The 16,065-nt window shown below is 70.3% G+C and carries 17 protein-coding genes; 13 read left to right on the top strand and 4 right to left on the bottom strand.

The features are described 5' to 3' along the window. The first annotated feature begins 16 nt into the window (after positions 1-16). Positions 17-1,375, top strand: a complete 1,359-nt coding sequence (locus tag IS481_RS13545) for a methyl-accepting chemotaxis protein (RefSeq protein WP_104355932.1) — start codon at positions 17-19, stop codon at positions 1,373-1,375. Between the two features lie 22 nt (positions 1,376-1,397). Here IS481_RS13545 and IS481_RS13540 read toward each other — a convergent pair whose 3' ends face one another. From IS481_RS13540 to flgA, 4 genes are all read right to left on the bottom strand, one after another. Then, a complete protein-coding gene (locus IS481_RS13540; protein WP_165908634.1) occupies positions 1,398-2,540 on the bottom strand; it encodes an AI-2E family transporter in 1,143 nt (380 codons plus the stop codon). Between the two features lie 103 nt (positions 2,541-2,643). Beyond that, positions 2,644-3,042 carry a hypothetical protein gene (locus IS481_RS13535; RefSeq protein WP_104355930.1) on the bottom strand — a complete coding sequence of 133 codons (399 nt, stop codon included), beginning with the start codon at positions 3,040-3,042 and terminating at the stop codon, positions 2,644-2,646. A gap of 62 nt (positions 3,043-3,104) precedes the next feature. Further along, entirely contained in the window at positions 3,105-3,419 is a 315-nt protein-coding gene (flgM, locus tag IS481_RS13530) for a flagellar biosynthesis anti-sigma factor FlgM (protein WP_104355929.1), read from the bottom strand. A 113-nt stretch (positions 3,420-3,532) separates the two neighbouring features. Continuing rightward, positions 3,533-4,291, bottom strand: a complete 759-nt coding sequence (gene flgA / locus IS481_RS13525; RefSeq protein ID WP_104355928.1) for a flagellar basal body P-ring formation chaperone FlgA — start codon at positions 4,289-4,291, stop codon at positions 3,533-3,535. A 201-nt stretch (positions 4,292-4,492) separates the two neighbouring features. On the opposite strand from flgA, the gene flgB reads away from it, so the two are divergent. Genes flgB through IS481_RS13465 form a run of 12 tightly spaced genes read left to right on the top strand, consistent with a single transcriptional unit; the run spans position 4,493 to position 16,056 of the window. Then, positions 4,493-4,912: a flagellar basal body rod protein FlgB gene (gene flgB / locus IS481_RS13520; protein WP_104355927.1), complete on the top strand. Its 420-nt coding sequence runs from the start codon at positions 4,493-4,495 to the stop codon at positions 4,910-4,912. A 14-nt stretch (positions 4,913-4,926) separates the two neighbouring features. Beyond that, on the top strand, positions 4,927-5,331 hold the full coding sequence (gene flgC / locus IS481_RS13515) for a flagellar basal body rod protein FlgC (RefSeq protein WP_104355926.1): 405 nt from the start codon (positions 4,927-4,929) through the stop codon (positions 5,329-5,331). Positions 5,332-5,348: 17 nt separating this feature from the next. Beyond that, a complete protein-coding gene (locus IS481_RS13510) occupies positions 5,349-6,011 on the top strand; it encodes a flagellar hook assembly protein FlgD (RefSeq protein ID WP_104355925.1) in 663 nt (220 codons plus the stop codon). Positions 6,012-6,041: 30 nt separating this feature from the next. After that, positions 6,042-7,382 (top strand): flagellar hook protein FlgE, encoded by a 1,341-nt coding sequence (gene flgE, locus IS481_RS13505; RefSeq protein WP_104355924.1) that lies wholly within the window; start codon positions 6,042-6,044, stop codon positions 7,380-7,382. A gap of 26 nt (positions 7,383-7,408) precedes the next feature. Next, complete coding sequence (gene flgF, locus IS481_RS13500) at positions 7,409-8,143, top strand: flagellar basal-body rod protein FlgF (protein ID WP_104355923.1); 735 nt, start codon at positions 7,409-7,411, stop codon at positions 8,141-8,143. Positions 8,144-8,155: 12 nt separating this feature from the next. Continuing rightward, positions 8,156-8,938, top strand: coding sequence for a flagellar basal-body rod protein FlgG (flgG, locus tag IS481_RS13495; RefSeq protein WP_104355922.1), 783 nt, complete (start codon positions 8,156-8,158; stop codon positions 8,936-8,938). Positions 8,939-8,952: 14 nt separating this feature from the next. Beyond that, on the top strand, positions 8,953-9,633 hold the full coding sequence (locus IS481_RS13490; RefSeq protein ID WP_336470029.1) for a flagellar basal body L-ring protein FlgH: 681 nt from the start codon (positions 8,953-8,955) through the stop codon (positions 9,631-9,633). A 40-nt stretch (positions 9,634-9,673) separates the two neighbouring features. Further along, positions 9,674-10,807, top strand: a complete 1,134-nt coding sequence (locus IS481_RS13485) for a flagellar basal body P-ring protein FlgI (RefSeq protein WP_104355921.1) — start codon at positions 9,674-9,676, stop codon at positions 10,805-10,807. Next, positions 10,807-11,676: a flagellar assembly peptidoglycan hydrolase FlgJ gene (gene flgJ, locus IS481_RS13480; protein ID WP_104355920.1), complete on the top strand. Its 870-nt coding sequence runs from the start codon at positions 10,807-10,809 to the stop codon at positions 11,674-11,676. The genes IS481_RS13485 and flgJ overlap by 1 nt, the downstream gene beginning before the upstream one ends. A 7-nt stretch (positions 11,677-11,683) precedes the next feature. Further along, the gene (gene flgK / locus IS481_RS13475; protein WP_104355919.1) at positions 11,684-13,591 is read left to right on the top strand and encodes a flagellar hook-associated protein FlgK; all 1,908 of its coding nucleotides are present in this window, start codon (positions 11,684-11,686) and stop codon (positions 13,589-13,591) included. Positions 13,592-13,609: 18 nt separating this feature from the next. Further along, positions 13,610-14,815, top strand: coding sequence for a flagellar hook-associated protein FlgL (flgL, locus tag IS481_RS13470; RefSeq protein WP_104355918.1), 1,206 nt, complete (start codon positions 13,610-13,612; stop codon positions 14,813-14,815). A gap of 50 nt (positions 14,816-14,865) precedes the next feature. Next, positions 14,866-16,056, top strand: coding sequence for an EAL and HDOD domain-containing protein (locus IS481_RS13465; RefSeq protein ID WP_104355917.1), 1,191 nt, complete (start codon positions 14,866-14,868; stop codon positions 16,054-16,056). Positions 16,057-16,065: the final 9 nt, after the last annotated feature.

The raw sequence follows: 16,065 nt of genomic DNA, 5'->3' as shown, positions 1-16,065 counted from the left end.
ATGCCAGGAGGCAGAGATGTTGTCAGTACTGAGGAGAAAGGCCGAGGCCCCTGTTCCTGCTCCCGCGACTCAGGAAGCGGGCGGAACCAGGGACATCGACGTGCGCAGCCTGGTGCAGTCGCTGCAGAAGGAGGCTGCCCGGCTCGGCCGCGAGGCTGCCGAGGTGCGCGGCGTGCTCGACGACACGATCCGCTTCTCCTCGCGCCAGACCGAGGCGATCGCCTCGCTGGCGCAGCAGCTGCAGGGGATCCAGCAGTCGCAGGCCGCGATCGGCAACTTCACGGCGCAGAGCCTGCAGTCGGTGGGCCAGGCGCGCAGCGTGGTCGAGGCCGTCAGCAAGGAAGTGGCCGCCATCGTCGACACCCTGCGCGAGGTGGCCGGCGCCGCCCAGCAGATCACCCAGATCGCGATGCAGACCCGCCTGGTGGCGTTCAACGCCTCGGTCGAGGCCAAGCGCGCCGGCGAGGCCGGCCGGGGCTTCGGCGTGGTCGCCGATGCCGTGAAGGACCTGGCCGCCAAGGTCGAGGGCTCCTCCAAGGACATCATGAGCACGGTGGGCGCGCTGGACACGCGCATCGCCGCGTTGTCGCGCGAGATCAGCCACGACGCCAGCGGCAGGCAGCAGGGCGCGTTCCACCGCGCGGTCGCGGCGGTGGAGGCCGACGTGCACCGCATCAGCGATGCCGCCTGCGAAAGCCGCGCGGTGACCGACACCATGGGTGCGCAGATGGACGTGATCGACCGCGAGGTGCGCCAGGCCACCGAGGCGCTGCACGCCGCGATGGGGCGCAGCGAGGCCTTCCTGAAGGTCAGCGAGCACCTGATGGAAGTGATCGCCGCCTGCGGCATCGAGACCGAGGACACGCCCTTCATCCGCGCGGCCCAGGAGGGCGCCGCGCAGCTGAGCCGCCTGCTCGAGGAGGCGGTGCGCGACGGCACGATCGCGCTGGAGGACCTGTTCGACGAACGTTACGTGCCGGTCGAGGGCACCGACCCGCAGCAGCACCTGACCCGCTTCGTCGAGCTGACCGACCGCCTGTTCCCGCCGGTGCAGGAGCGGCTGCTGGGCCTGTCCGAGCGCGTGGTGTTCTGCGCCGCGGTGGACCGCAACGGCTACCTGCCCACGCACAACCGCAAGTACAGCCACCCGCAGCGGCGTGGCGACACGGCCTGGAACACGGTCAACAGCCGCAACCGGCGCATCTTCAACGACCGCACCGCGCTGGCCTCGGCACGCAACCGCAAGCCCTTCCTGCTGCAGACCTATCGCCGCGACATGGGCGGTGGCCAGTTCGTGCTGATGAAGGAGGTGGCCGCGCCCATCGTCGTGCAGGGCCGGCATTGGGGCGGGTTGCGCTTCGCCTACGCGTTCTGACCCGCAGGCCGCCGCCGCGGGCTCAGGCGTCGACGCGCTCGGGCGACGGCGTCGCGGCGGCGGTGGGCTGGGGCGGCGCCGCGGGCGATGCCTGGAGCGCTGCGGGCAGCTCGGTGCGCGCCAGCCGCTGGCGCCACACCTCCAGCAGCCCGAGCGCGACCGCCAGCACCACCGGCCCCAGCACCACGCCGGCAGCACCGAACACGAGCAGGCCGCCGACCACCGACATGAACACCGGCACCGTGTGCAGGCGCAGCCGGTTCTTCACCAGCAGCGGGTAGAGCAGGTTGTCGACCAGGCCGACCACCACGCTGCCCCAGATCACGAGCAGCAGGGCCTTGTCCCACTGTCCGTCGAAGGCCAGCATCAGCGCGGCGGGCATCCACACGATGGCCGCCCCCAGCATCGGCAGGATGGCCAGGAAGGCCATCACCGCGCCCCACATCAACGGTGCGGGCAGGCCCAGCCACCAGAACATCAGGCCGCCGAGCGTGCCCTGCACCAGCGCGACCACCAGCGTGCCGTAGACGATCGCGTGGATCGTGTCGTGCACGCGGCGGAACACCAGCTCGCTCTCCGGGGCCGACAACGGCACCAGGCGCCGCAGTGCGCCGAGCGTCTTCTCCTTGTCGCGGAAGAAATAGAACAGCAGGTACAGCGTGATCAGCCCGCCCACGACCGCGTACACCGAGCTCGAGACGAAGCGGCGTGCGCTCTCGAGCACGAACTCGGAGAAGCGGCTCATCTGCTCGCGCACGTTGGCCTCGCGCTCGGCCCAGCGCATCAATGGCGCCACCCGCGGGTAGCGTTCCTTGGTCTGCTGCCAGAGCTTCTCCGCGGGGTCGCCGCGCAGCTTGGCCACCCGCTCGCTCGCCTGCTGGGCCACCTCGTGCGCGACGAACACGGTCGGCACGGCCAGCACCACCGTCACGGCCAGCACGGCCAGCGCCGCGACGACGGACTTGCCGTGCACCTTCTCGCGGATGCGTTCGTGCAGCGGGTTGGCGATCACCGCCAGCACCAGCGCCCAGGTCAGCGCCGGCAGGAAGGGCAGGGCGATCAGGTAGCACAGGTACAGCACGACGGCCGTCAGCGCCGCCAGGGCGATCACCTGCACGCGCGAACGGGTCAACCAGCCGTCGGCGTTGGACGGAGAAGGGGTCATGCGGTCCTCGGGCATACGGCGGCGCAGCGGCCGTGCCGCAGCAACGAGCAATCGCCGTGCCGAGGAGGGTGACACCGGCCGGGGCCGGTGGAAGGAAGGTGCCTCAGGCGCTGGCGCTGTGCTGGCTGCGAGCGCCGCTGCCGTAGGCCGCCAGGCCCGGGCTGTAGACCACGTCGGGCGTGCGCGGCAGCAGCACGTCCATCGCGCGGTCCAGCGCGGCGGTGGCGCGCGCCAGGCTTTCGCGCTGGGCGGCCACCTGGCCAGTGGCGCGCACCAGGCGCTGGCGCAGGGCGGGCGTGATGCCGCCGGAGCGGGCGGCGTGACGGAAGGTTTCCACCGCCTCGGTCAGCGCACGGTGCAGGTCCGAGGCGCACTGCTCGACGGCCGCGCTGTCGCGCTGCTGCAGCGCCTGGCCCAGCGCCTGCAGGCGCGCCTCCACCGCCAGCACGACCGGTTCGAGCAGGTTGTCGTCGCGGGAGGCGGGGGCGTTCAGGGCGTGCATGGCAGGGCGGTCAGGAGGTTCGAAAAGTCTCGGGGGGAACGGATTAAGGCCGGCAGCGCGGGTCAGACCGGACCGGGGCGGTTCAGCAGCTCGCGCGCGTTGGCGATCAGCTTGTCGGCGATCGCTTCCGGGTCGATCCGGTAGGTGCCGTCGGCAATCGCCTGGCGGATGGCGGCGACCTTCTCGGCGTCGAATTCGGGGGTGGCGGCCAGGAGGCTGGTGGCCGTGCTCGACAGCTTCACCGTGGCGCTTTCGTTGCCCGGCTCGGCCGCAGCCGCCGGCTTGGCCGAGCCGCTGGATTCACCGACCCCCGGGCGCGGCGTGGCCGCACCGGTGCCACCGACAACGGGGGTCTCGATGGGATTGCCGATCTTCATGTGTTTCTCCTTGAGCAGCGCTGGGCAGCCGGGTGGCCGTCCGCCATGAACGGTATTTCGTCACCTGTGCGCCGGACTTTAGGGTCAACCTGCAAATTTTCTTGAGTTCCGTCTCACAACCGCACCTCGACGGTGTGCTGGTCCAGGGCGATGCCCGTCAGCACGCGGCCGTTGTGGGTGCGCACTTTCACGGGCTGTCCCTCCAGGCCTGCCACGAGGGCACGGCCTTCGCTGCTGATCGCAAAACCGCGCCCGCGCGCGACCACCTTGACGGTTTCTCCGGCGGCAAACCATTGTTTCGGCCGCAAATGGCTGGACCTGAGGGCTTCCCCCGCAGCCAGGGGGGCGGCGATGCGGCGGCCGATGGCCTGCGACAGGTCCAGCACCGCCGGCGAAGGGGCGGCGGCCAGGTCCACCTCGGCGGGCTGCACCATCTCGGCGGTCAGCACCTCGCCGGCGGACAGGGCGGTGCGCGCCACCCAGGCCTGGGCGTAGACGCTCACGGTGGCGGGCAGGAACACGTTCCAGCGCCGCTCGCCGTCCTTGCAGCGCACGCCGATGCGGGTGCGCCCCCAGGGCTTGAGGCCGGGCGGCAGGTAGGGCTCGATGCGCGCGCACGGCGACAGGCGCACGCGCCGGTCCAGCTCGCCGATGCGCACCTCGACGCGGGTGATCACCGGTGTGCCGTGGGCGCCGGAGGCCGCGCCGCTGCTGCCGGCGTGCGCGAGCGCCAGTTCGTGCAGCCTGGATTCGAGGACCGCCACGTCCTGGCCCCGCGCCGGTGCCGCAGCGAGCACGCACAGCCCCGCCGCGACGCCGGCGAGGCGGCGCAGCGTCACGGCCTTCTTCAGGGTGCGCACAAGCTCGGACATGGCACGGTCCACCAATGGGATGCCGTGCACTTTAAGGCCGGTGGCGTCGGTCCCAGGCGCCGAATTGGGCGCGTTTTGGCCCGCTATTCGGGCTCATGTTTTCCGGGCCGATCCAGACAATGGCTGACATCGGCACGAGCCAGCGCGTCCTCGCGATGCCGGGCGTCGTGTCCCGCAGTGTCAGACACCGGAAAGCCCACCATGCTCGACCGCCTCACCAGTACGTTGAACTTCCAGTCGGAAGCGCTCGTGCTGCGCGCCGAGCGGCAACGCCTGCTCGCCAGCAACATCGCCAACGCCGACACGCCCGGCTACGTCGCGCGCGACATGGACTTCGCCGCCGCGCTGCGCCAGGCCACCGGGGCGGGCCAGGCGGCCGCCGGCACCACGCTCGCGACCACCGCGCCCGGCCACATCGCGCCGAATCCGGCCGACGCGCGCGCGACCGCGACGCTGAACTACGCGCTGCCCGCGCAGACGAACCTGGACGGCAACTCGGTCGACATGGACCGCGAACGCGCCAACTTCGTCGACAACACGGTGCGCTACGAGGCGACGCTGCGCTTCATCAACGGCAGCGTCAAGACCATGCTGTCCGCCATCACCGGGCAGTCCGCCTGATCCGGGAGTCCGCCATGTCGATGTTCAAGATCTTCAACATCTCCGGCAGCGCCGTCAGCGCGCAGTCGCAGCGGCTCAACGTGGTCGCGAGCAACCTGGCCAACGCCGACACCGTGGCCGGCCCGGACGGGCAGGCCTACAAGGCGCGCCAGGTGGTGTTCCAGACCGTGCTGATGGGCGAGCAGGGCGCCGCCGGCGTCAAGGTCAACCAGATCGTCGAGGACGACACCCCGGGGCGCCGCGTGCACGATCCGCAGCACCCGCAGGCCGACGCCGAGGGCTACGTCACCTACAGCAACGTCAACGCGGTCGAGGAGATGGTCAACATGATCTCGGCCTCGCGTTCGTACCAGAACAACATCGAAGTGATGAACACGGCCAAGTCGCTGCTGCTCAAGACGCTGCAGATGGGCCAGTGATCGACCGAGGAACCACCATGAGCGTCACCGGCACTGCCAGCACCACCACCTCCGGCCTGGGCCCCGAGTACACCGGCGGCACCGCCGCGGCGAAGACCGACGAATCCGCGCAGGACCGCTTCCTGAAGATGCTGGTCGCGCAGATGCAGAACCAGGATCCGCTCAACCCGATGGACAACGCCGAGGTCACCAGCCAGATGGCGCAGATCAACACGGTGACCGGCATCGAGAAGCTCAACGCCGGCATCTCCACGATGATCACGCAGCTGCTGCAGGCACAGACCATGCAGGGGGCGGCGCTGGTCGGGCGCGACGTGCTGGTGCCGGGCAACTCCATCTACATGATCGAAGGCCGGGGCAACGGCGCCTTCGAGCTGTCGGGCAAGGCCGACAAGGTCACCGTCGAGGTGCTCGATGCCAGCGGCAAGGTGCTCGACACCGTCGAGCTGGGCGCGCTGGAGGGCGGGCGCCACCACTTCCAGTGGCAGGCCGAGGACGTCGACCAGGTCCCCGCCGTGGTGAGCTACCGCATCACCGCGACCTCGGGCGGCAACGGCGTCCCGGTCAGCACCTACACGCGCGACACCGTGGGCGCGGTCAGCGCCAACGGCAGCAAGCTCGAACTCGACCTGTATGGCGGCAGCACCGTCTCCTACGACCAGGTCAAGGCGGTCGTCTGACCGCATGTCCCACCTGAAAGGACTCGCACCATGGGTTTCCAACAAGGCCTCTCCGGACTGAACGCCTCCAGCAAGAACCTGGACGTCATCGGCAACAACGTCGCCAACGCCAGCACCTACGGGGCCAAGGCGGCGCGGGCCGAGTTCGCCGACATCTACGCCGCGGCGATGAACGGCACCGGCGCCAGCAACATCGGCATCGGCGTGAAGCTGGCCACGGTGGCGCAGCAGTTCACGCAGGGCAACATCACGCCGACCGAAAACCCGCTGGACATCGCGATCAACGGCGAAGGCTTCTTCCAGGTCGCGGGCATCCGCAGCGGCACCGGCGCCACGCCGCAGATCGACGGGGCGGTGATGTACACCCGCAACGGCCAGTTCAAGGTCAACCGCGAAGGCTACGTCGTCAACAACCAGGGCCAGGCGCTGCTCGGCTACGTGGCCGACGCCAACGGCGTGATCTCGCCGCAGCAGGCCCAGCCGATCCGGCTGCCCACGGCCGGCATCAACCCGCAGGCGACCTCGCGCGTCGAGCTGGAGTTCAACGTCGACTCGCGCGCCGGCATCACCGGCCCGACGGCGAACAACATCGACTTCAACGACCCGACCACCTACAACAACGCCACCTCGGTGACGATGTACGACGCGCTGGGCCAGGACGTCGCGGTCACCTACTACTTCCAGAAGACCGCCGACAACACCTGGAACGTCTACGCCACCGCGAACGGCACGCCGCTGAACGTCAACGGCGCGGGCGATCCCCAGCCGGTGGCGACGATCAACTTCCCGGCCACCGGGGGCAACCCGACCGGCGCGGGCGGCGGCACGATCCAGTACTACATGGGCGGCGGTGGCACCTCGACCAACGGCCGGATCCCGCTGGACATCCCGGCCACCACCCGGCCCGACGGCAGCACCACGCAGCCGATCACCGGCATCGAGATGAACCTGGGCGGCGCGACCCAGTACGGCACGGCGTTCGGCGTGACCAGCCTGTCGCAGAACGGCTACACCGCCGGGCAGCTGGTGGGCGTCACCATCGACGACAAGGGCGTGATCGTGGCGCGCTTCTCCAACGGCCAGTCGCGCGCGACCGGCCAGGTCGAGCTGGCCACCTTCCGCAACCCGCAGGGCCTGCAGCCGGCGGGCGGCAACGCCTGGATCGCCACCCATGCCTCGGGCGACCCGGCGCGCAGCGTGCCGGGCTCGGGCAACATGGGCCTGCTGCAGTCCGGGGCGCTGGAGGACTCGAACGTCGACCTCACCGCCGAGCTGGTGAACATGATCACCGCGCAGCGCAACTACCAGGCCAACGCGCAGACCATCCGCACGCAGGACCAGGTGCTGCAGACGCTGGTCAACCTGCGCTGATGAGGCACTGAGCCGGGAGGGCGTCCATGGACCGCATGATCTACCTGACGATGTCGGGGGCCAAGGCGATGATGCAGCGGCAGGAGTCGCTGGCGAACAACCTGGCCAACGTCTCGACCACCGGGTTCCGCGCCGAGCTGCAGGCGTTCCGCGCCGTGCCGGTGCGCGGCGACGGCGCGAGCACGCGGGTCTATGCGCTCGAGACCACCATCGGCCACAGCGACGCGCCCGGCGTGATCACCCAGACCGGTCGCCCGCTCGACGTGGCAATGCAGGGCAACGCCTGGCTCGCGGTGCAGGCGCTGGACGGTACCGAGGCCTACACGCGCAACGGCGCGATGACGGTCGGCCCCGACGGCATGCTGATGACGCACGGCGGCCTGCTGGTGCTGGGCGACGGTGGCCCGATCCAGGTGCCCGAGAACGCCGGCGTCTCGATCGCACCGGACGGCACCGTGAGCGCGCGCGGCCAGGACGGCCAGATCGTGCCGCTCGGCCGCCTCAAGCTGGTCACGCCCGAGCAGCCGCTGCAGCGCGGCACCGACGGGCTGTTCCGCACCGCGCAGGGCGAGGAGCTGCCCGCCGACCCGAACGCGCGCGTGGTCGACGGGGCCCTGGAGGGCTCCAACGTCAGCGCGGTGGAGACGATGGTTTCGATGATCGCCGCGGCGCGGCAGTTCGAGGCCCAGATGAAGATGCTGCAGACCGCCGAACGCAACGAGCAGACGGCCGGCCGGCTGCTGTCCAACAGTGCAAGCTAAGGAGCCGACGCCATGATGCGATCGCTTTGGATCTCCAAGACCGGCATGGAAGCCCAGCAGGTGCAGCTGGACCATGTCTCGAACAACCTGGCCAACGCCGCCACCACCGGCTACAAGCGTGCCAGCGCCCAGTTCGAGGACCTGATGTACCAGAACCTGCGCCAGAGCGGGGCCAACTCCAGCGAGCAGACCAGCCTGCCGACCGGACTGCAGGTCGGCCTGGGCACGCGCGCCGTGGCCACCGCGCGCAGCTTCTCGCAGGGCAACCTGCAGCAGACCGGCAACACGCTGGACGTGGCGATCAACGGCAACGGATTCTTCGAGATCCAGATGCCCGACGGCACCTCGGCCTACACCCGCGACGGCTCGTTCAAGACCAACGCCGACGGCCAGATCGTCACCAACAACGGCTACCTGCTGGCCCCGGGCATCACGGTGCCGCCCAACACGCAGAGCCTGACCATCGCGCCGGACGGCACGGTCAGCGCGGTCGTCAGCGGCTCGGCCCAGCCGGTGGTGCTGGGCAACCTGCAGCTGGTCAGCTTCGTCAACCCGGGCGGCCTGGAGCCGCGCGGGCAGAACCTGTTCGTCGAGACCGCCGCCTCGGGCGTGCCGATGGCCGGCGTGCCGGGCACCGAGGGGCTGGGGCTGATCGAGCAGGGCATGCTCGAGACCTCCAACGTCAACGTGGTCGAGGAGCTCGTCACGATGATCCAGACCCAGCGCGCCTACGAGCTCAACTCCAAGGCGATCCAGACCTCCGACCAGATGCTGCAGCGCCTGACGCAGCTGTGATGCGGGAGCCCCTCATGCGCACGATGCACAAGCTGTCCACCCTGGTCCTGCTGCCGGCCGTGCTGCTGGCTGCCGGCTGCGCGACGCTGGACCCGCAGGTCGAGGTCGCCGAGCAGCGCACGATGCGCCCGCAGCCGGTGCCCGACGTGCAGTCGACCAACGGCGCGATCTTCCAGGCGGTCAACTACCGGCCGCTGTTCGAGGACCACCGCGCCCGCCTGCCCGGCGACACGCTGACGGTCAACATCGTCGAGCGCGTGCAGGCCAGCCAGAAGTCGTCCACCACGGTGGACAAGTCCGGCAGCGTGCAGGCAGGCATCACCGCGCTGCCGTTCGTCAATCCCAACTCGTTCGGCCGTGCCAGCGCCTCCGGCTCGTCGTCCAACACCTTCTCCGGCAAGGGCGGCACCGAGGCCTCGAACAACTTCACCGGCACGATCACCGCCACGGTCATCGAGGTGCTGCCCAACGGGCACCTGGTGATCGCCGGCGAGAAGCAGATCGGGCTGAACAAGAACGTCGAGATCATGCGCTTCTCCGGACGCGTCGACCCGCGCGCGATCCAGCCCGGCAACGTGGTCGCCTCCTCGCAGATCGCGGATGCGCGCATCCAGTACAAGGGCCAGGGCCAGCAGGCCGAAGCGCAGGGAATAGGCTGGCTCGCCCGGTTCTTTTTGAGCGTTCTGCCGATGTGATCGGGGCGACACTTTCCTCAAGCCTGAGGAAAGTCCGCCGATGAAGAACACCCTCGACAAGCTCCTGCGCCAGGCCATCGTCGTCGCGACGGTGGTCGCCGGCATCGCCCTGTGGTGGCCTGCCTCCGCCCAGGCGCTGCGCATCAAGGAGGTCGCCTCCGTCCAGGGCGTGCGCAGCAACCAGCTGGTCGGCTACGGCCTGGTCGTGGGCCTGGACGGCACCGGCGACCAGACCACCCAGACCCCGTTCACCACCCAGAGCATCGCCGCGATGCTGCAGCAGATGGGCGTGACCATCCCGCCTGGCACCAACATGCAGCTGCGCAACGTCGCGGCGGTGATGGTCACCGCGCAGCTGCCGCCGTTCGCGCAGCCCGGGCAGACCATCGACGTCAACGTCTCGTCGATGGGCAACGCCAAGTCGCTGCGCGGCGGCACGCTGATCGCCACGCCGCTGAAGGGTGCCGACGGGCAGATCTACGCGCTCGCCCAGGGCAACGTCGTGGTCGGCGGCGCCGGCGCGGCGCAGGGCGGCAGCAAGGTGCAGATCAACCACCTCAGCGCCGGGCGCATCCCTGCCGGTGCGACCGTCGAACGCAGCGTGCCCACGCCGCTGCAGCACGGCGACCACATCCAGCTCGACCTGATGGCCGACGACTTCAGCACCGCGCACCAGGTGGTGCTGGCCATCAACCGTGCCAAGGGCGAGGGCGTGGCCGAGGCGCTCAACGGCCGCGCGGTGCGCGTGCGCATGCCCGCGGGACTGACCGAGCGCGTGGCCTTCCTCGCCGACATCGAGAACCTGCCGATCGACCGCGCCGCGCCGGCGGCCAAGGTGGTGCTCAACGCGCGCACCGGCTCCATCGTGATGAACCAGTCGGTGACGCTGGGCGCCTGCGCGGTGGCGCACGGCAACCTGTCGGTGAGCATCAGCTCCACGCCGGTCATCAGCCAGCCGGGACCGCTGTCGGCCGGCCAGACCGTGGTCGCCGAGCGCGCCGACATCCAGATCTCGCAGCAGGCCGGCACCCTGGTGCAGATGCCCGCCGGCACCCAGCTGAGCGAGGTGGTCAAGGCGCTCAACGCGCTGGGCGCCACGCCGCAGGACCTGCTGGCCATCCTGCAGGCCATGAAGGCCGCCGGGGCCCTGCAGGCCGAGCTGGAGGTGATCTGATGGCGGTCAGCCTTCCCCCCCAGGGCCTGACGAGCGACGTGAAGTCGCTCGACGCCCTGCGCGGTGCCGCGGCCAAGGACCCGAAGGCGGCGCTCAAGGAGGCCGCGCGGCAGTTCGAGGCCGTGTTCATGCAGGAGCTGCTGAAGAGCATGCGCGAGGCGACGATGAAGTCCGGCATGTTCGACAACGAGGGCTCCGACCTCGCCACCGACATGCTGGACGTGCAGTACGCCTCGCAGCTCAGCGGCCGCCCGGGCGGGCTGGCCGACCTCATCGCGCAGCAGCTGTCGCGCCAGGTCGGCGGCCCCGAGGCGGCCACCAGCGCCACGCTGACCCGCACGCTGCCGGCGCGCTTTGCGAAGCTGCCGCAGGACATCGCGGCGCCGCGCGCGCCCGGTGCCCAGGGCGACTTCCTGCGCCAGCATTGGGATGCGGTGCAGGTCGCCACGCGCGAGACCGGCATCCCGGCGCAGTTCATCCTCGCGCAGGCCGCGCACGAATCCGCCTGGGGCCGGCGCGAGATCCGCATGCCCGACGGCTCGCCCTCGCACAACCTGTTCGGCATCAAGGCCGGTGCCGGCTGGACCGGCAAGGTCGCCGAGATCACCACCACCGAATACGTCAACGGCCAGCCGCGCAAGGTGACGGCGCGCTTCCGTGCCTACGACTCCTACGAGGACGCGTTCCGCGATTACGCGCGTCTGCTGAAGCACAACGACCGCTACGCCGAGGTGATGCGCCGTGGGCAGACGGCCGAGGGCTTCGCGCAGGGACTGCAGAAGGCCGGCTATGCGACCGACCCGGCGTACGCGGACAAGCTGGAGAAGGTCATCAACACCACGCTGCGGCTGCAGCGTGCGCTGATGTGAGGGCTCCATGGCAGGGATACTGAGTATCGGCACGCGGGCGATGTTCGCCGCACAGGCCCAGATCGACACCGCCGCCGGCAACATCTCGAACGCGAACACGCCGGGGTACTCGCGCCAGTCGGTCCAGCTCGAGACCGCCGGCGGCCAGTACACCGGACGCGGCTTCTTCGGCTACGGGGTGGCGATCACCACCGTCAGCCGCGCGCACGACGCCTTCCTGACCCGCGAGGCCGCCGCGACGCTGTCGATCGCCTCGATGGACAGCACGCGGCTGACCCAGCTGCAGCGCCTCGAGCAGGTGTTCGACATGGGCGAGGCCGGCCTGGGCCATGCGGCCAGCCAGGTGCTCAATGCCTTCGTCGACGTGGCCAGCCGGCCGACCGACTCGTCGGCGCGCCAGGTGGTGCTGTCGCGGCTGGAGGAACTGGCCTCGCGCTTCCGCTCCGCGGCGCAGGAACTGGCCACGCTGCAGTCCGGCGTGACGCAGGAGCTCAAGACCGGCATCGCCACCGTCAACGAGCTGGCGCGCCGCGTCGCGGACCTGAACCAGCAGATCGCCCGCGTGCAGGGCCTGGACCACGAGCCCAACGACCTGCTCGACCAGCGCGACCAGCTGATCCGCGAGATCAACAAGTACGTGCAGGTCACGCAGATCCCGGCCGACGACGGCACGGTGGGGCTGTTCATCGGCGGCGGCCAGCGCCTGGTGCTGGGCAACCACGCGCTGGAGCTGCGCGCCGTGCCGGACGAGTACGACGCCTCGGTGATGCGGCTGGCGGTGCACGAGGGCAACGTCGACCGCCTGCTGCCGGAGAACACGCTCTCGGGCGGTTCGCTGGCCGGCCTGCTGCGCTTCCAGCGCACCGACCTGGCCGATGCGCAGAACCAGCTGGGCCGCCTGGCCTTGGCATTCTCGAGTGCGCTCAACGCGCAGCATGCGCTCGGGCTGGACCAGGCCGGCCAGCCGGGCACCGCACTGCTGTCCACCGCCGCGCCCCGGGTGCTGCCCAGCAGCCGCAACACCGGCTCGGCGCTGCCCGAGGTGGCGGTCAGTTCCGCCCACCTGCTGGCCGCGAGCGACTACGAACTGCGCTACGAGGGCGGGGCCTGGCAGCTCACGCGCCTGAGCGACGGCACCAGCGTGCCGTACACGCCGGGCACCGAGTTCGACGGGCTGACGATCACGGTGCCTGCCGGCACGCCGGCCGAGGGCGACCGCTTCCTGCTGCAGCCGCTGCGCCAGGCCGCCGGCGACATGCGCAGCCTGCTCGGCGACCCGCGCGGCATCGCGGCCGCCTCGCCGGTGATCGCGACGCTGCCGCCGGGCAACACCGGCACGGTCGCGGTGTCCGGCCTGATCCCGGCGCAGGTCGACCCCAACCTGGCCGAGCCGATCGAGATCACGTTCACCTCGCCCACCACGTTCACCGTCAACGGCACGGTCAGCGGGACCGTGCCGACTTCGCTGGTGCCGGGCGAGCCGATCCGCATCAACGGCTGGGAGCTGACCCTCACCGGCACGCCGCAGCCGGGCGACCGCATCCTGGTGCAGCCGGCCACGGTGACGCCCTCCAACAACGGCAACGCGCTGGGCCTGCTGGCCCTGCGCGATGCCCCGCTGGTCGGCCAGCAGCTGGTGGGCGGCGTGGCCACCGGCGGCGAGACCATCACCGACGCCTATGCCAGCGTGATGGCGGCCGTGGGCGTGCGCGTGCAGGGCGCCAAGGCGTCGGCCGAGATGTCCGACGCCATCGCCCGCGAGGCCGAGCAGGCGCGCACCAGCGTCGCCGGCGTCAACCTGGACGAGGAAGCCGCGCGCCTGATCCAGTTCCAGCAAAGCTACCAGGCCGCCGCCAAGGTGCTGCAGATCGCGCAGACGGTGTTCGACAGCCTGCTGCAGACCGTCGGACGTTGAAGCACAAGGACCTGAACCATGCGTATCGCCACCGCCAACGCCTACGACAACACCATCGCCCACCTGCAGAAGCGCCAGCAGGAGCTGGCCGAGTCGCAGGTACGCCTCACCAGCAACAAGCGCGTGCTGCGCGCCAGCGACGACCCGACGGCTGCCGCACGCGCCGAGCGGGCGCTGGCCGCGGCGCAGCGCGCGCAGGTCTCGCAGCGCGCGGTGGATGCCAGCCGCAACGCGATGACGCTGGCCGAAAGCGCGCTCGGCGACGCGGTGGACATGCTGCAGGCGGTGCGCGACAGCCTCGTGGCCGCCGGCAACGCGACCTACACCGACGCCGAGCGCAAGAGCATCGCCGAGCAGCTGCAGCAGTACCGCGACCAGCTGCTGTCGATCGCCAACCGCAGCGACGGCGCCGGCACCTACCTGTTCTCGGGGCAGGGCACGCTGGGCCAGCCCTTCGTCGATGCGCCCGGCGGCGTGCAGTACCGCGGCGTCGGCGGCGCAGCCTCGGTGGCCTCCGACGAGGCCCTGCCGATGACGGTGGACGGCCACTACGCCTGGATGACCGCGCCGAGCGGCAACGGCGTGTTCGAGACGCGCGCCGTCACCTCCCTGGGCTCGGCGTGGATCGACGCCGGCCGCGTCACCGACCCGGCCGCGATCCTGGACCGCGGCTACGACATCGACTTCAGCGTCACCGGCGGGACCACCACCTGGTCGATCCAGCGCCGCAACCCCGACGGCACGCCCGACGGGGCGCCGGTGACCGGCACCTACGAAAGCGGCAAGGCCATCGAGATCGACGGCATGTCGTTCACGATCAGCGGGGCGCCGGCCGACGGCGACCGGTTCAGCATCGAGCCCAGCACCGGGTCGCTGTCGGTCTTCGACGTGCTCGACCGGGTGATTGCCGGCCTGAAGCAGCCCGGCGCGGGCAGCGGCCAGGTGACGCAGACGGTCAACGACGGGCTGCGCGACGTCGACTCGCTGCTGGTGCGCATGCAGTCGGTGCGCAGTGCGGTCGGCGACACCCTGAACCGGGCCGACGCGGTGTCCGACCGCCTGGGTGAAACCGAGCTGCAGGCCAAGACCGAGCGCTCGAATGCGGAAGATTTGGACCTTGTCGAGGGCATCAGCGACTTCCAGACCAGGCAAACCGGCTACGATGCGGCCCTGAAAACCTACGCCCAGGTGCAGCGCCTGTCGCTGTTCCAGTATCTCGGTTGATTTGACGGACAGGGTCCCGTCAGGCCTGCACAAGAAGAGAAGAAAGCCGCATGGACAACAACGTTCTTCGCAACATTGCGTTGAGCTACTCGCCGATGATCGATCGCCAGCGTTCGGTGGTGGCCACCCGCTTGACCGTGTCCGCGCTGCGCACCGGCGTGCCGATGCAGGCCGACCAGCTGCTCGCGGCGATCGCCGAGGTGTGGCCCGAGGGCGGGGCGCGGGTGTCGCTCAACATCATGAGCGAGACGCTGCTCAACGACCTGCTGCGGGCCACGCCGCTGTCCAACGTGATGATCGAGATTCCCTCGTTCATCGCCTGCGACCCGGCCAACACCCAGGCCCTGCTGTCGCTGCGCGGCACCACGCTGCTGCTGCACGGCCGGCCGACGTCCACGCTGCCGCGCGAGCTGCTGCCCTGCTTCAAGTACTCGATCATCGACCTGGCCGACGACCGGCGCCGCAACGAGGTGCCAGGCCAGGCCGCCACGCGCCCGGCGCGTTCGGTGGGCTTCATCCAGAGCGGGGTGCGCACCGTCAGCGAGATGGAGGCGAGCTTCGCGCGCGGGGCGGTCGCCATCCTGGGCTGGCCGATCGAGGACGTGGTCACCCAGTCGGGCAGCCGCGCCGGCCAGCCTGACCTCGCGGTGCTGGTGGAGCTGATCCGCCGCGTCGACGACGGCGACGACGTCGACAAGCTCGACGCCGTGCTCAAGCGCGACCCGGCGCTGGCTTTCCAGCTGATGCGCTACATCAACTCGCCGGCCTTCGGCCTGTCGGTCGAGATCAGCTCGTTCCGCCATGCCATCATGCTGCTCGGCTACAAACGGCTCAAGCGCTGGCTGGCGCTGCTGCTGGCCACCGCGAGCAAGGACGTCAACATGCGTCCGGTGATGTACGCCTCGGTGCGCCGCGGCCTGCTGATGGAGCAGCTGATCGCCAACACCGGCGACGAGGAGATCCGCGGCGAGGTGTTCATCTGCGGCGTGTTCTCGCTGCTGGACCGGCTGTTCAACAAGCCGTTCCACGAGCTGCTGCAGACCATCCCCGTGCCCGAGCGGGTGTACCAGGCCCTGGTCGAAGGCACCGGGCCGTACCACCCGTACCTGGAGCTGACCAAGGCGGTCGAGACCGAAACCGCTCCGGTCATCAACGAGCTGGCCGAAGGCCTGCTGATGAGCCTGCTGGAAGTCAACCGTGCGGTGCTGGGCACCCTGACGATGGCCGCGCAGCTGGAGTGATCCGGCCGC

The organism is Caldimonas thermodepolymerans (assembly GCF_015476235.1).
In the GTDB taxonomy this organism is placed as follows: domain Bacteria; phylum Pseudomonadota; class Gammaproteobacteria; order Burkholderiales; family Burkholderiaceae_C; genus Caldimonas; species Caldimonas thermodepolymerans.
The sequence above is the reverse complement of the archived record's forward strand: the minus strand, read 5'-3'. Positions and strand labels throughout refer to the sequence as shown.

Bases quoted from the DNA above. Each gene is read 5' to 3' on its own strand.
- IS481_RS13545 (WP_104355932.1), top strand. From the start codon at position 17: ATGTTGTCAGTACTGAGGAGAAAGGCCGAGGCCCCTGTTCCTGCTCCC.
- IS481_RS13540 (WP_165908634.1), bottom strand. From the start codon at position 2,540: ATGACCCCTTCTCCGTCCAACGCCGACGGCTGGTTGACCCGTTCGCGC.
- IS481_RS13535 (WP_104355930.1), bottom strand. From the start codon at position 3,042: ATGCACGCCCTGAACGCCCCCGCCTCCCGCGACGACAACCTGCTCGAA.
- flgM (WP_104355929.1), bottom strand. From the start codon at position 3,419: ATGAAGATCGGCAATCCCATCGAGACCCCCGTTGTCGGTGGCACCGGT.
- flgA (WP_104355928.1), bottom strand. From the start codon at position 4,291: ATGTCCGAGCTTGTGCGCACCCTGAAGAAGGCCGTGACGCTGCGCCGC.
- flgB (WP_104355927.1), top strand. From the start codon at position 4,493: ATGCTCGACCGCCTCACCAGTACGTTGAACTTCCAGTCGGAAGCGCTC.
- flgC (WP_104355926.1), top strand. From the start codon at position 4,927: ATGTCGATGTTCAAGATCTTCAACATCTCCGGCAGCGCCGTCAGCGCG.
- IS481_RS13510 (WP_104355925.1), top strand. From the start codon at position 5,349: ATGAGCGTCACCGGCACTGCCAGCACCACCACCTCCGGCCTGGGCCCC.
- flgE (WP_104355924.1), top strand. From the start codon at position 6,042: ATGGGTTTCCAACAAGGCCTCTCCGGACTGAACGCCTCCAGCAAGAAC.
- flgF (WP_104355923.1), top strand. From the start codon at position 7,409: ATGGACCGCATGATCTACCTGACGATGTCGGGGGCCAAGGCGATGATG.
- flgG (WP_104355922.1), top strand. From the start codon at position 8,156: ATGATGCGATCGCTTTGGATCTCCAAGACCGGCATGGAAGCCCAGCAG.
- IS481_RS13490 (WP_336470029.1), top strand. From the start codon at position 8,953: ATGCGCACGATGCACAAGCTGTCCACCCTGGTCCTGCTGCCGGCCGTG.
- IS481_RS13485 (WP_104355921.1), top strand. From the start codon at position 9,674: ATGAAGAACACCCTCGACAAGCTCCTGCGCCAGGCCATCGTCGTCGCG.
- flgJ (WP_104355920.1), top strand. From the start codon at position 10,807: ATGGCGGTCAGCCTTCCCCCCCAGGGCCTGACGAGCGACGTGAAGTCG.
- flgK (WP_104355919.1), top strand. From the start codon at position 11,684: ATGGCAGGGATACTGAGTATCGGCACGCGGGCGATGTTCGCCGCACAG.
- flgL (WP_104355918.1), top strand. From the start codon at position 13,610: ATGCGTATCGCCACCGCCAACGCCTACGACAACACCATCGCCCACCTG.
- IS481_RS13465 (WP_104355917.1), top strand. From the start codon at position 14,866: ATGGACAACAACGTTCTTCGCAACATTGCGTTGAGCTACTCGCCGATG.